Source organism: Rhodococcus sp. HM1, from assembly GCF_023218075.1.
Classification (GTDB): Bacteria; Actinomycetota; Actinomycetes; order Mycobacteriales; family Mycobacteriaceae; genus Rhodococcus.
The window spans coordinates 1-13,186 of sequence record NZ_JALPTB010000064.1 but is presented as its reverse complement, the minus strand read 5'-3'; the positions used below and the strand labels follow the sequence as shown (position 1 = coordinate 13,186).

The 13,186-nt window shown below is 69.0% G+C and carries 16 protein-coding genes; 8 read left to right on the top strand and 8 right to left on the bottom strand.

Going from position 1 to position 13,186, the window contains the following annotated elements; all coding sequences use genetic code 11:
* Nucleotides 1-67 precede the first annotated feature (67 nt).
* Nucleotides 68-334 (bottom strand): hypothetical protein, encoded by a 267-nt coding sequence (locus M1M07_RS25730; protein ID WP_197253580.1) that lies wholly within the window; start codon nucleotides 332-334, stop codon nucleotides 68-70.
* Between the two features lie 96 nt (nucleotides 335-430).
* Between M1M07_RS25730 and M1M07_RS25725 the strand changes: the two genes are divergently transcribed.
* A complete protein-coding gene (locus tag M1M07_RS25725; protein WP_197253582.1) occupies nucleotides 431-1,069 on the top strand; it encodes a superoxide dismutase family protein in 639 nt (212 codons plus the stop codon).
* Between the two features lie 54 nt (nucleotides 1,070-1,123).
* Here the strand turns inward: M1M07_RS25725 and M1M07_RS25720 are convergent, their stop codons facing one another.
* From M1M07_RS25720 to M1M07_RS25710, 3 genes are read right to left on the bottom strand one after another with little or no spacing between them, the layout of a single operon-like run.
* Entirely contained in the window at nucleotides 1,124-1,426 is a 303-nt protein-coding gene (locus M1M07_RS25720) for a protease inhibitor I42 family protein (RefSeq protein WP_248675987.1), read from the bottom strand.
* Nucleotides 1,427-1,480: 54 nt separating this feature from the next.
* Nucleotides 1,481-2,635, bottom strand: coding sequence for a hypothetical protein (locus M1M07_RS25715; RefSeq protein WP_248675986.1), 1,155 nt, complete (start codon nucleotides 2,633-2,635; stop codon nucleotides 1,481-1,483).
* Nucleotides 2,635-3,570 (bottom strand): metal-dependent hydrolase, encoded by a 936-nt coding sequence (locus M1M07_RS25710; protein WP_248675985.1) that lies wholly within the window; start codon nucleotides 3,568-3,570, stop codon nucleotides 2,635-2,637. The genes M1M07_RS25715 and M1M07_RS25710 overlap by 1 nt, the downstream gene beginning before the upstream one ends.
* Nucleotides 3,571-3,825: 255 nt before the next feature.
* Here M1M07_RS25710 and M1M07_RS25705 point away from each other — a divergent pair, with 255 nt between their 5' ends.
* The 3 genes from M1M07_RS25705 to M1M07_RS25695 all read left to right on the top strand — a co-directional run bounded on the left by M1M07_RS25705 (nucleotide 3,826) and on the right by M1M07_RS25695 (nucleotide 6,142).
* Nucleotides 3,826-4,443, top strand: coding sequence for a TetR/AcrR family transcriptional regulator (locus M1M07_RS25705; RefSeq protein WP_197253588.1), 618 nt, complete (start codon nucleotides 3,826-3,828; stop codon nucleotides 4,441-4,443).
* A 149-nt stretch (nucleotides 4,444-4,592) separates the two neighbouring features.
* Entirely contained in the window at nucleotides 4,593-5,000 is a 408-nt protein-coding gene (locus M1M07_RS25700; protein ID WP_197253590.1) for a YciI family protein, read from the top strand.
* On the top strand, nucleotides 4,997-6,142 hold the full coding sequence (locus tag M1M07_RS25695; protein WP_248675984.1) for an RNA polymerase sigma factor: 1,146 nt from the start codon (nucleotides 4,997-4,999) through the stop codon (nucleotides 6,140-6,142). Before M1M07_RS25700 ends, M1M07_RS25695 begins: the two co-directional genes overlap by 4 nt.
* A gap of 85 nt (nucleotides 6,143-6,227) precedes the next feature.
* On the opposite strand, the gene trxA is transcribed toward M1M07_RS25695, so the two are convergent.
* From trxA to M1M07_RS25680, 3 genes are all read right to left on the bottom strand, one after another.
* Nucleotides 6,228-6,596: a thioredoxin gene (gene trxA, locus M1M07_RS25690; RefSeq protein WP_197251239.1), complete on the bottom strand. Its 369-nt coding sequence runs from the start codon at nucleotides 6,594-6,596 to the stop codon at nucleotides 6,228-6,230.
* A gap of 79 nt (nucleotides 6,597-6,675) precedes the next feature.
* A complete protein-coding gene (locus M1M07_RS25685; protein ID WP_248675983.1) occupies nucleotides 6,676-7,686 on the bottom strand; it encodes a GlxA family transcriptional regulator in 1,011 nt (336 codons plus the stop codon).
* Between the two features lie 223 nt (nucleotides 7,687-7,909).
* Nucleotides 7,910-8,428 carry a 2'-5' RNA ligase family protein gene (locus tag M1M07_RS25680; protein ID WP_197251240.1) on the bottom strand — a complete coding sequence of 173 codons (519 nt, stop codon included), beginning with the start codon at nucleotides 8,426-8,428 and terminating at the stop codon, nucleotides 7,910-7,912.
* Between the two features lie 19 nt (nucleotides 8,429-8,447).
* Between M1M07_RS25680 and M1M07_RS25675 the strand changes: the two genes are divergently transcribed.
* The 4 genes from M1M07_RS25675 to M1M07_RS25660 all read left to right on the top strand — a co-directional run bounded on the left by M1M07_RS25675 (nucleotide 8,448) and on the right by M1M07_RS25660 (nucleotide 12,313).
* Nucleotides 8,448-9,557, top strand: coding sequence for an isocitrate/isopropylmalate family dehydrogenase (locus M1M07_RS25675; protein ID WP_248675982.1), 1,110 nt, complete (start codon nucleotides 8,448-8,450; stop codon nucleotides 9,555-9,557).
* A gap of 155 nt (nucleotides 9,558-9,712) precedes the next feature.
* Nucleotides 9,713-10,561, top strand: a complete 849-nt coding sequence (locus M1M07_RS25670; protein ID WP_248675998.1) for an ABC transporter substrate-binding protein — start codon at nucleotides 9,713-9,715, stop codon at nucleotides 10,559-10,561.
* 13 nt (nucleotides 10,562-10,574) lie between these two features.
* Nucleotides 10,575-11,555 (top strand): amino acid ABC transporter permease, encoded by a 981-nt coding sequence (locus M1M07_RS25665; RefSeq protein ID WP_197251242.1) that lies wholly within the window; start codon nucleotides 10,575-10,577, stop codon nucleotides 11,553-11,555.
* Nucleotides 11,552-12,313, top strand: a complete 762-nt coding sequence (locus M1M07_RS25660) for an amino acid ABC transporter ATP-binding protein (RefSeq protein ID WP_307846081.1) — start codon at nucleotides 11,552-11,554, stop codon at nucleotides 12,311-12,313. Before M1M07_RS25665 ends, M1M07_RS25660 begins: the two co-directional genes overlap by 4 nt.
* 76 nt (nucleotides 12,314-12,389) lie before the next feature.
* Here M1M07_RS25660 and M1M07_RS25655 read toward each other — a convergent pair.
* Nucleotides 12,390-13,186: oxygenase MpaB family protein (locus M1M07_RS25655; protein ID WP_248675981.1), on the bottom strand; the 797-nt coding region annotated here is incomplete at its 5' end.

Sequence of the window (13,186 nt, the reverse complement as noted above, 5' to 3'; positions counted from 1 at the left end):
CCGACCCACCGTCACGGTCGGCGGCGTTCCTGCTGGATGGATACCTGTACGAGTCTGCGGCGTCGGATCACCGATCGCGAACGCCGACTCGGTAGCCCCACACCGCGATACCCATTCCGGCGGCCGCCAGCAAGTCTGCTTCGGTGAGTCCGTGGTGCGCGGTCACCGAGTACAGCACCTGCCCTTCGACGGGGCCGTTGAGCAGAATCCACAGCACCGAGGTCGCCGCCGCGGACAGGCTCGACAGGAGATGCGGACGCGCCAGACACCAGGTGGACGCAGCGACGAGCAAGCACAAGGCAACGAGAGAGTAGAAGAAGGTCGCGTACTCCACCGCGCCTCCCTTCCTCCCTCCGAACCGTCGGGTCCGTCCACTGTACGGCGCGAGTGCCGGGGTTCCGAAAGGTCGGGGAGCGGGTATGCGCCCGATATGAACACACGAACCACCACCGCTCTCGTGTCCGGTGCGTGCCTCGCAGTGCTGTTCGCCGCCGGATGCGGCAACGACGAGGGGACCACGGTCGAATCGGCCCCCGCGACCACCGAGCGCATGGACACCACGACCCTTCCGAACCCCGCCCCGGGTATGAGTGGGGATGCCTTCGGGCTGCCCGACGATCCGGAGGCCGATGCCTTCACCTACGACGAATCGGCGGTGCCCGTCGGTTCGCGAGTCGACGTCGAAACCGAGGAGGAGGACGGACGCACCACCGTCACCCTGTCCGCCACCGGTCTGGCACCCAACCGGGATTTCGGTGTCCACGTGCACACCCGGCCGTGCGGACCGCAGCCCTCGGATTCGGGCCCGCACTATCAGAACACCCCCGATCCGGCCGCGACACCCGAGTCGCCGTCGACCGATCCCGCTTACGCGAACCCGCAGAACGAGGTGTGGCTCGACATCACCACCGACGCTAACGGTGACGCACAGGCCTCGAGCACCGTCGACTGGACGTTCCGCGACGACGGAGCCAACTCGGTCGTGATCCACGCACAGCACACCATGACGGCGCCGGGCGAAGCCGGTAACGCCGGTGATCGGCTGGCGTGCATCGACGAGGACTTCTGACCTTCGGTCGAGCCGACGTCACAAGTCCTCGTCATCAGCCGGGGATCCGGTACCTCATGTGACGTTGACGAGCAGTTCGTACTCGTTCGCGGTTGCGTGCCGGCTCGGCCGCAGCCGCATCGAGACCGGCCACGTCCCGGGTTTCTTGGCGCGGAGCGTCATGATCCGCTCGGCGCCGGCGCCGGGCAGCGGGTTGTTCGAGGGCAGATACCGCAGGTTGGTCCACACGAGACCGTCACCGATGCGATCGGTGAACCAGGTGGACCCCGATGACGACCGTTCCATCAGATGTAGTTCAACGATGTCGCCCGCGGCGACGGTCACGTCGCGAGCGTCCGAGGTGACGACATGTTTCATGAAGTCATTGTAGTTGCGGACGTGACCGTCATCACTGTGTTGTGAATCGGCACATCACACGGTGGACGTCTCCGACGATCGGTCCGCTCCGGCCGGAGCGGTGCCGCTGCGGGGACCCACTGTGAACGTGGCGGCCACGCACACGAATGCGACGACGAAGCACGCGATGGTGTACCAGAGGTTGCCGACCGGATCACCGTTCTCGGTGACGCCGTCGACCGCCCCGAAGAAGTCGGGCAGAGCGGTGGCCCACAGCAGTGCCATCACCCCCAGGTACACGAGGCTGTAGACCTGCACGAACCGGTTGGTGTGGCGTTCCACCGAGGCGTCGGCGCCGCGCAGATCCCGCCACCGCCGCGCCAGGGCGATCACCGCGACCACCGACACGACCACCAGTTCGGCCAGATACACTGCGCCGCGGACGGTGTCGCTGCCGATGCCCAGCACGGTGGCCGGCAGCGGCAGCACGAACGTGCCGACCGACGCGAGCAGGCCGATCACCACCGTGCGCCAGGTCAGTTCCACCCCGGTGAAGTGCCGGCCGGCGTCGACGTGGCGGCCGACGAAGAACTGCACGCACAGGGCCAGCGACATCGGCCACAGCGCCGCGAACACCACGACGCTCGGAATCGGCACCGAGTCGAGGAACGGCTGGTTGATCGGATTCTCGAGCGACCACTCCCACCACCGCAGCTGCGGGCCGAGATGATCGAAGATCTCGTAGAACGCGTGGTGCACGAAGCCGACGCAGGCGGCGCCGACCAGCACCCCGTAGCGGGTGAACACCCCGAGCATCCGGACGATCTCGAACGCCAGCGTCGCCATCAGCGGATAGATCGCGACGATGTACAGCGGCAATCGGCCCCACAGGAAGTCCACCGTGAACACGTTGTGCGCGAACATCGTGTCGACGTGTTCCTCGATGCCGAACGCGGCCGGGAAGTACAGCGGCGGTTCGATGAAGAACAGGTAGGCGGTCGCGCCGAACCACAGCACCAGATTCGTCGGATCACCCTGGCGCCGCAGCCGCAGGATCGCGAACACCAGCGCGAGGACCGCGCCGACGACGATCGTGACCTCGAGGACCGGAAGCGTCCAGTTCTCCAGCGCGGTGGGGCTGCGGAACTCGACGAGCCCGCCGGCCTCCTCGCACGAGAAGCCGAGCCGGACGGCGAGATCCTCGAAGGTGGGGGAGCAGAGGTCCGACATCAGTTGGCCCCCTGGGCCTTTGCGTCTGCGGTGTACCACTGGGTGACGTCGTAGCCGGCGTCGAAGCGGTCGAACCACACGCCGGCGAGTGCCGGCAGCTTCTCGTGCTCGGGATTGTGCCTGGGCATCTGGCTGCGCACCACCCCCGCGAGCGCGGTGAGCTGCTCACCGAGCGGCAGGTGATCGAACGCGCGGGTCATCGGCCCGTTGTATTCGGCGGTCAGGGTCGGGATCAGCCTGCGCAGGGCCTGCTTGCGGCGGTACCGCGCGAACATCGCCATCGCGTCGATCTGCCGCTCCTCGAGCGGCACGTGCTTGTTGAACCCCTCGCTCGCGATCTCGATGACCTCGAGCACGTGCCGGAACACCGACGGCGCCACGCGCATCCGGTACAGATCGCTGCCGACGATCGCGTCGAAGATGATCAGCGCGGAACTGCGGTGCTCGACCTCCTCGACGAAGTGCCAGATGAACAGCGATGCGACGCGGTCGTCGCCGGGCGCGAACAGGGTCGCGTCGTTGTCGAGCATCAGCTTGAACACCGGGGTGAAGGTGGCTTCGAGGTCGGCGGTGTAGGCCAGTCGATAGTTGAGCGAGGTCTCGGCGGTGAGCTTGTCGAACGCGCCGATGACGTCGTCGAGGGTCTCCTGCAGCCCCGGGTACCGCTCGATCAGGGCCTTGACGTGCTGGCGGTGCGCGGTCGAGTGCTGGCCCTCCTGGCGCATGAACGCATCCGCCTCGGAAGCGACCTCCGGATCGGTGATCAGCGGTTTCGCCTCGGTGATCATCTGCACGATCATCTTCTCGAAGCCGACCGCGAGGAACGAGACCGTGTTGGCCATGCTCGAGAACGCCGGGTTCTGCTCGTTCCACAGGAACGGCACGTCGTGGTCCTCGAACCCGAAACGCATCTTGCGGACTTGAAGGTCGGTCACTTGCGATACCTCGTCTTTCGAAAAGCGGAGTCGTTCGGAAGTGGGGCTGCAGCTGCGGGCTCGTGCGGACACGACGAGACGCGGTGATCCAGATCATACATTCAGCTGAGTCTTTGTATGATCTGTTTCGCGGGGGTTTGGTGAACCGGATCCGGGGGGCGGTCCGTGCTACTTTCGACACTCCGTCCGCGTGGTCCGGCGTCCGCTCCCGGGAGCACGTCGAGCCCCGGACTCGCTCGACCGAGGAAGCAGTCAGTGGCAGGTAGGCGTGGGTGGGGTGGAAGTCCCCCGGCTAGCGACGAGGAAGCATCCGAACGGATCGTCGCCGCCGCCGTCGACCTGATCGGCCGCACCGGCGCGCCCATCAGCATCGCCGACGTCGCCGAAGCACTCGGCGTCATCCGGCAAACGGTGTACCGCTATTTCCCCAGTGCCGACGCGCTCATGCAGGCCGCCGCCATCGCATCCGTCGCCGGATTCCTCGACCGGCTCACCGAACAGGTCCGGGGGATCGAGGACCCGGCCGAAGCGATGACCGAAGGCGTGGTCTACACCCTCGCGGAGGTCCGGCGCACACCGCATCTGGGCATTCTGCTGTCCAACTCGTACTCGAACGCCGTCCCGGACCGCATGACCTCCGACGAGGCGCAGCTGTTCGGGATGACGATGATCCGGCGCTTCGACGTCGACTGGGAGAGCTACGGATACGACGAGGAGTCGCTGCACGAGCTCGTCGAGTACCTGCTGCGCACGATGCAGTCGTTCTTCGTCTCGCCCGGGCACCCGCCGCGCAGCGACGACGAGATGCGCCGCTACCTGCGCCGCTGGGTCGGGTCCGCGATCCTGGCCCAGCCCCGTCCCACCGAATCCTGACCGCGGACCGCGTCGCCCGACGGGCCGGTCGAATCCGTCTCGATGTCCGGCGGAACCCGGCACGCTGGTCGGTGTCGAGAACGCGACCCCGGCTCCGTCTCAGGGGTAGGAACGGCCGACACGGGCCGTGTGACCGAGGAGGGCCAACCATGAAGTACCTGCTGCTCAAGCACTACCGAGGCGGACCGGACCCCGTCGGCGACGCGGTGCCGATGGACCGGTGGACGCCGGAGGAGGTCGACGCGCACATCCGGTACATGCGTGACTTCGCGGCACGGCTGGAGGAATCCGGAGAGTTCGTCGACGCACAGGCCCTGGCGCCCGAGGGCACCTTCGTGCGATACGACGGCGAGGGACGTTCGCCCGTGACGGACGGTCCGTTCGCCGAGACGAAGGACCTGATCGCCGGGTGGATGATCATCGACGTCGACTCCCGCGAACGCGCGTACGAGCTGGCCGCGGAACTCTCGGCCGCGCCCGGCCGCGGCGGCGAACCGCTCCACGAATGGCTCGAAGTGCGGCCGTTCCTCACCGAGCAACCCACGGCGACCGAGTGAACGAGGCCCTGCTGCGGGAACTGGTGCCCGCGGTGATCGGCATCCTCGTCTGGCGCGGCGCGGACTTCGCGTCGGCCGAGGACGCCGTGCAGGAAGCGCTGATCCGGGCGCTGGAAACGTGGCCCGACGACCCGCCGCGCGACCCGAAGGGCTGGCTCGTCGCCGTCGCGTGGCGCAAGTTCCTCGACGCGGCCCGCGCCGAATCGTCGCGGCGGGGCAGGGAGGTGGCCGTGGACGCCGAGCCGGCCCCCGGCCCCATCCCCGCCGCCGACGACACGCTGCACCTGTACTTCCTGTGCGCGCATCCCACCCTGCCGCCCGCGTCGGCGGTCGCGCTGACGTTGCGCGCGGTCGGGGGACTGACGACCCGGCAGATCGCCGCGGCCTGTCTCGTTCCCGAGGCGACGATGGCGCAACGGATCAGCCGGGCCAAGCGGAAGCTCGCGGGACTACCGCTGGACCGCCCGGGCGATCTCGCGACCGTGCTGCGGGTGCTCTACCTGGTCTTCAACGAGGGCTACGGCGGCGACGTCGACCTGGCGGCCGAAGCGATCCGGCTGACCCGCCAACTCGCCGCTCTCACCGACGAACCCGAGGTTGCGGGGCTGCTCGCGCTGATGCTGCTGCACCACGCGCGTCGCGCGTCGCGCACCGGTCCGGGTGGTCGCCTGGTGCCGCTCGCCGAACAGGATCGCTCGCTGTGGGACACCGCGATGATCGCCGAGGGCGTGACGATCCTGCAGCGCGCGCTGGCCCGCGACCGTCTCGGCGAATACCAGGCGCAGGCCGCGATCGCCGCCCTGCACGCGGATGCCCGCAGCGCCGCCGAGACGGACTGGGTGCAGATCGTCGAGTGGTACGACGAGCTGCTGCGCCTCACCGGCAGCCCCGTCGTGCGGCTCAACCGGGCCGTCGCGGTGGGGGAGGCGGACGGACCGCAGGCGGGGCTGGCCGCGCTGGCCGAGGTCGATCCCGGCCTTCCGCGGTACACCGCGGCGGCCGCGTACCTGCACGAACGCGCCGGTGACCTGGCCGTCGCCGCCGAGCTGTATGCCGAGGCCGCGCGGGTCGCGCCCAGTGTGCCGGAGCGCGATCACCTCACCCGCGAGGCCGCGCGGGTGCGGCAACTGCTGCGCCCGTAACCGGAAGCGAAAGACCCGCCGACTAAAAAGACAGCCGCGCGCGTGAGGACGCGCGCGGCTGCCTTTCGTCTGGGCGAACTTGCTGTCAGGCCTCGGGGGTCTGCGCCTTGATCTGCCGGCGCACCTCGTCCATGTCGAGGGCCTTGACCTGGGTCACCAGCTCCTCGAGCATGGCCGGAGGCAGGGCCCCGGCCTGGCTGAAGACGCGCACACCGTCGCGGAACGCCATGATCGTCGGGATCGAGCGGATGTCCCACTGCGCGGCGATCATCTGCTCGGCCTCGGTGTCGACCTTCGCGTGCACGACGTCGGGGTGCTTCTCGGACGATGCCTCGAACGTCGGCGCGAACTGCCGGCACGGACCGCACCATGAGGCCCAGAAGTCGACGAGGACGACGCCGTCGCCGCCGACGATCTCGTCGAAGTTCTGCTGCGTGAGGGACTGGGTAGCCACGGTGTTCCTTTCGATCGGATGCTCCGGCCGCTTCAACACCCGGGCACGCTCGATTCTTCCCGATGCCGTCCGGCGCCGTTCAGGAGACCGGCACCGGTTCCGTCCGGAACGTGCGCCGGTAGGCCTGCGGGGTGGTGTGCCGTGCCCGCAGGAAATGCTGCCGCAGCACCGCGGCGGTGCCGAATCCGACGCGGTCGGCGATCACGTCGACCGGCAGGTCGGTGTTCTCGAGCAGTTGCTGGGCGGCGTGCACCCGCTGGTCGCGCAGCCACCGCGCCGGGGTGGTGCCGGTCTCGGCGGTGAACCGGCGGGCGAACGTGCGCGCCGACATGTGGGCCTTCTCCGCGAGGACCGCGACCGGCAACTCCCGGTCCAGATTCTCGGTCATCCAATCGAGAAGCGGGGCAAGGGTTTCGGACTTGCATTCGGGCAACGGCATCGCGACGTACTGGGCCTGCCCGCCGTCGCGGTGCGGCGGCACCACCATGCGCCGCGCGATCGTGTTCGCGACGTGGGCGCCCTGTTCGCTGCGGACGATGTGCAGGCACAGGTCGATCCCGGCGGCGGTACCGGCGCTGGTGAGCACCGCGCCGTCGTCGACGTAGAGCACGTCGGGATCGACCTTCGCCGCCGGATACATCTCGGCCAGCCGCGCGGCGTGCTTCCAGTGCGTGGTGCAGGGCCGTCCGTCGAGCAGACCGGCGGCGGCCAGGGTGAAGGCGCCGGTGCACATGCTGGCCACGCGTGCGCCGCGCTCGACCGCGGCCCGCAACTTCTCGAACAGCGGTTCCAGGTCGCAGGTGTCGTCGTCGGGGCCGCACACGTAGCTCTGGTCCTGCGGCGTCGCCACGCCGGTGCCGCCGGCGGGCACGATGATCAGGTCCGCGGAGTCGAGGAGGTCCAGGTCGTACGGGACGTCGATGGTGTAGCCGAACCGCGTGGTGACCGGCAGCGGTGTGCCCCGGATCAGCGTGAAATCGTAGGTGGGCAGGCCGTCGTCCGACCGGTCGAATCCGAACACCTCGCACGCGACGCCGAGTTCGAACGCCTCGATACGGGGGAGCAGCGGCACCACCACGGTCTTCAACATGTCTGCCAGTGTGCCACCGGATTGGCAGAAAAACGAGCATAACTGTCATATCTGCCACTGTCGGTGAAAGGCGGTGCGGCGCACGCTGGATCGCATGACCGCCCTGTTAGTCTTCGCCCTCGTCCTCGTCGTCCTGACGGCGCTGTCCCTGGCCGATCTGACTCCCGATACCCACAGGGAGACAACCCAATTCGGCGACTACCGGTTCTGAGCCATGGCACGGTCACACCACGCGCCACTCGCGCTTGGCCTGACCGTCCCACCGCCGGATCCCCGCCGACGTCCCGTCCAGTTCGTTTCTCGCCGCATGCGTCGCGACGATCGCCGCGCCGATCCGGCCGGCCGGCACCCGCCGCGCCAGCGTCACGTGCGGCGTCCACTCGCCGGGCCGGATGTGCGGCGGGATCCCCGGGCACTGCTCGAGCAGCGCGAACACCTCGCGGTGCAGGGTGAGCAGTTCGACCGTCGGCACCACCAGCCGCGCCAGCGTCGCGTGCCGGTCACCGAAGACCACGATCCCGCCGAGCCGCAACTCGATCGGCGACCCGTCGATCCGTTCCCGCATCTGCCCCTCGATCCCGGGCGGGATCGACGCCGCGACCGCGAGCGTGATGTGCGGCCGGTTGGTCTCGGTGCGCACGCGCGCGGCACTGCTGATCCCGGCGCCGAGCAGCCGATCCCACTCGGCCCGCACCGCATCGTCGAGCCGATCGTCGAGCAGCAGTTCCACGGACTGCACCATGGTGCGCAATCATTACGCGGTGACCGACTCCACCGCAACGACCGACCCGTCCACCTCCTCCGGCCACCGCATCGGCCTGCTCGTCGGTGACGGCATCGGCCACGAGATCGTGCCCGCCACCCGGCGGGTTGTCGACGCTGCGGTCGCCGCGGCCGGTGGACCGGCGATCGACTGGGTGCCACTGCCCATCGGCGCGGACGCGATCGCCACCCACGGCACCCCGCTCCCGCAGTCCACGCTCGACGCGCTCGCCGATCTCGACGCGTGGATCCTCGGCCCGCACGACAACGCGTCCTATCCCGAACCGTTCCGCAGCGAACTCACCCCCGGCGGCCGCATCCGCAAACAGTTCGACCTGTACGCGAACATCCGGCCTGCGAAGGCGCTGCCCGGTGTGCGCGCGGTCGTACCGAACATGGACCTGGTCATCGTGCGCGAGAACACCGAGGGCCTGTACGCCGACCGGAACATGGCGGTCGGCTCGGGCGAGTTCATGCCGACCCCCGACGTCGCGCTGGCCGTCGGGGTGTTCACCCGCGCCGCGTGCGAACGGATCGCGCACATCGCGTTCGGGCTCGCCGCGCGCCGCCGCCGGCGCGTGACGATCGTGCACAAGGCGAACGTGCTCTCCATGACCACCGGGCTGTTCCGCGACGTGTGCCGCGACGTCGGCGCGCAGTATCACGGCATCGCGGTCGACGACGAGCACGTCGACGCCATGGCCGCGCACCTGGTGCGGCACGGCGGCGACTACGACGTCGTCGTCACCGAGAACATGTTCGGTGACATCCTCTCCGACCTCGCCGGGGAACTCGCCGGCTCGCTCGGCACCGCCGGGTCGATCAACGCGTCCGCGACGAAGGCGATGGCGCAGGCCGCGCACGGCGCCGCCCCCGACATCGCGGGCCGCAACCGCGCCAACCCGACGGCCCTGTTCCTATCGGCGGCGATGCTGCTCGATCGCATCGCCACCACCGGTGACCTCCCGTATCTGCAGCGCGCGGCGCACCGCATCGAGCACGCCGTCGAGGAGACCATCGCCTCCGGTGTCGCGACCGCCGATCTGGGCGGGCAGGCCTCGACCGCGGAGTTCACCGAGATCGTGCTCGCCCGCACCCGCCTGCGGTGAGGGGCACACGGGCGGCGAGGTGCATGTCGGGGCGCGCATTCCGGGACACCCGGCCACCGTCCGGTTACTGTTCGATTGTGGACGAACCCGCCGGATCGGAACCTGCCGCCCGCCGACGTCGGCGACGTGCCCCGGCGTGGATTCTCGCGCTCGCGATGGTGCTCGCGGTCGCGACCGGATGCGTGAGCAACACCGAAGCGACGGTGCCGCCCGGTGACCCGATCCGCGCCGAGAAGGTCGACGAGATCGCGGCACAGCTGCCCGAGTCGATCGCGGCCGCAGGACAGATCAAGGTCGGATCGAACCCGCCGTACGCCCCCAACGAGTTCAAGGACGACGACGGCAACATCGTCGGGTACGCGGTGGAACTGCTCAACGCGATCGGGGACGTCCTCGGCGTGACGATGAACATCAGCGAGTCGGACTTCGACCGGATCATCCCGGCGGTGCAGTCCGGCACGTTCGACATGGGGTCGTCGTCGTTCACCGACACCAAGGAACGCGAGAAGTCCGTCGACTTCGTCACCTACTTCAGCGCCGGCGTGCAGTGGGCGCAGCGCGTCGGCGACGACGTGGACCCGAACAACGCGTGCGGCCTGCGCGTCGCGGTGCAGACCACCACCACCGAGGACATCGACGAGATACCGGCCAAGAGCGAGGCGTGCGTCGCCGCGGGCAAACCCCCCATCGACAAGGTCAAGTACGACAGCCAGGACGAGGCCACCAACGCACTGATCCTCGGCCGCGTCGACGCACTGTCCGCGGACTCGCCCGTCACCGCGTACGCGATCGAACGCAGCGAGGGCCGGCTCGAACCGGCCGGGGAAGTGTTCGACGCCGCCCCGTACGGGTTCGTCGTCGCCAAGGACTCCCCGCTGGGGCCGGTCCTGCAGCAGGCCGTGCAGGAACTGATCGACTCCGGTGTGTACGCGCAGATCGCGGAGCGGTGGGGCATGGAAGACGGAATGATCGACACCGCGCAGATCAACGCTGCGCCGAGCTGACGGAAGGGGTCCGATGAGCGAGCAGGCGAGCTCCGTGAGCGGCCCGCAGGCCGGGACCGAACCGGCGCCGATCGAGGCGGTGCCGCTGCGCCGGCCCGGACGGTGGATCGCAGGTGTCGTCGTCGCCGTACTCGTGGCGCTGTTCCTGTGGGGCGCGGCGACCAACGAGGCGTACCGCTGGGACATCTACGCGCAGTATCTGTTCGATCGGCGGATCACCGCGGCGGCGTGGAAGACGATTCAGCTCACCGTGCTCGCGATGATCCTCGCGGTTCTGCTCGGGATCGTGCTCGCCGTCATGCGACTGTCCCCGAACCCGGTGCTGCGGACCGTCTCCTGGGTGTACCTGTGGATCTTCCGCGGCACCCCGGTGTACGTGCAGTTGGTGTTCTGGGGCCTGTTCCCGGCCATCTACAAGCAGCTCGACCTGGGCATCCCGTTCGTGCACCAGTTCGTGCACATCGACCTGCAGGGCATCAACGCCGCGTTCCTGTTCGCGGTCATCGGCCTCGGCCTGAACGAGGCCGCCTACATGGCCGAGATCATCCGCGCCGGAATCGGTTCCGTCCCGGAAGGCCAGACCGAGGCATCGACCGCCCTGGGCATGTCGTGGTCCCAGACCATGCGCCGCACGATCCTGCCGCAGGCGATGCGGGTAATCATTCCGCCCACCGGCAACGAGCTCATCAGCATGCTCAAGACCACCTCGCTGGTCGCCGCCGTGCCGTACACGCTGGAGCTCTACGGCCGGGCGCGCGACATCTCGGGCGCCAACTTCCAGCCCATCCCGCTGCTCCTCGTCGCCGCCACCTGGTACCTCGCGATCACCAGCGTGCTCATGGTCGGCCAGTACTTCCTCGAACGGCACTACTCGAAGGGCCTGAGCCGCCGACTCACCGCCCGCCAGCTGCAGGCCCTCGCCGACGCGCAGGGCAAACCGTTGCCGCCCGGTCACGGGGGCGGCGGCATCGCACCCGGAGGTGACGCACAGTGACGCCCATGGTCCAGGCCGATCGGGTCTGCAAGAACTTCGGCGCGGTCCAGGTGCTCAAGGGCATCTCGCTCCAGGTCGAGCGCGGGAACGTGACGTGTCTGATCGGTCCGTCGGGTTCCGGGAAATCCACGTTCCTGCGGTGCATCAACCACCTCGAGCGGGTCGACGCCGGACGCCTGTACGTCGACGGCACCCTGGTCGGCTACGCCGAGCGCGGCGGCAAACTGCACGAGCTGCACCCGCGGGAGGCGGCCAAGCAGCGCCGCGACATCGGCATGGTGTTCCAGCACTTCAACCTGTTCCCGCACCGGACCGCACTGGCCAACGTCGTCGAGGCGCCGGTCCTGGTGAAGAAGAAGCGCCGCAGCGAAGCCACCGAACGGGCCCGCGAACTGCTCGACCGTGTCGGTCTCGCCGACAAGGCCGACGCCTATCCAGCCCAGTTGTCCGGCGGTCAGCAGCAGCGGGTCGCGATCGCACGGGCATTGGCGATGGAACCGAAACTGATGCTGTTCGACGAACCGACCTCGGCGTTGGACCCCGAACTGGTGGGGGAGGTGCTGTCGGTGATGAAGGACCTCGCCAAGGGCGGCATGACCATGATCGTGGTCACCCACGAGATGGGTTTCGCGCGGGAGGTCGCCGACCAGCTGGTGTTCATGGACCGCGGGGTCGTCGTCGAAGCCGGGGATCCGCGTGCGCTGCTGGCCAACCCGCAGCACGAGCGCACCAAGACGTTCCTGTCGAATCTGTTGTAACCCCGGGCCGTACACGGTTCGAGCTCGACGAAGGCCCCCACCCCCCGGGGGCCTTCGTGCTGTGCGGCTGCGGAGCTCAGGCCTTGCGCGCACGCACCTTGCGGTACGGCGTCTCGTCGATGCGGGTGGTGATCTCGGCGACCATTTTGTCGTACGACTCGTTCTTGCGGGCGATGCCGATCAGGCGCTTGGTGGTGCGCGCGGCGGCGCGCAGGTTCATCGGGCGCCCCTCGATGCCGTACATCAGGCGCGCCCACTCCGGCAGGATCGACAGCATGCCGTCCTGCACGACGACGAAGGTGAACACCTTCACCGGGTTGCCACGCAGGCTCGGCTTGCGGAGGGCGTGCGTCACCTCGGCGGCCGCGAGGGACAGTGACAGCCAGTGGCGCTGCTCGTCGACGTAGGCCTCGAGGTCGGCGCGGGTCGCGGGCAGGCGGGCAGGGTCTGCGCCGACGAGTTCCGCGGCGATGTGCTGCTCGACGACGAACGCGTCCTGCTCGGCCGGGGTCAACTCGAGGCCGAAGGCCTCCGCACCGCGCAGCAGCGCGAACGCGAGGGCGTTGTGGGTCCAGTCGATCCACGCGGGCTCGTCGGCGCGCAACGTGGTGCCGGTGTGCGGGTCGTCCCAGACCGCGTGCGCGTGCATGCGTCGCACCGACGCGGCGGCGGCATCCGCGTGGGCCTTGTCGCCGAACATGACCGTGTCGAGATAGCGGCCGGTGCGTTCGTCTCGGCCCTTCGGATCGGCGTACGCGGCCGACGCGTGCTCGAACAGCCGCATCATGCCGGGGTTGAGCGCCTGCAGCAGGAGGCCCGCCATGCCGGCGACGCGGGAAGACGGGTCGGCGTAGACCTTCCACGAGACGGAAC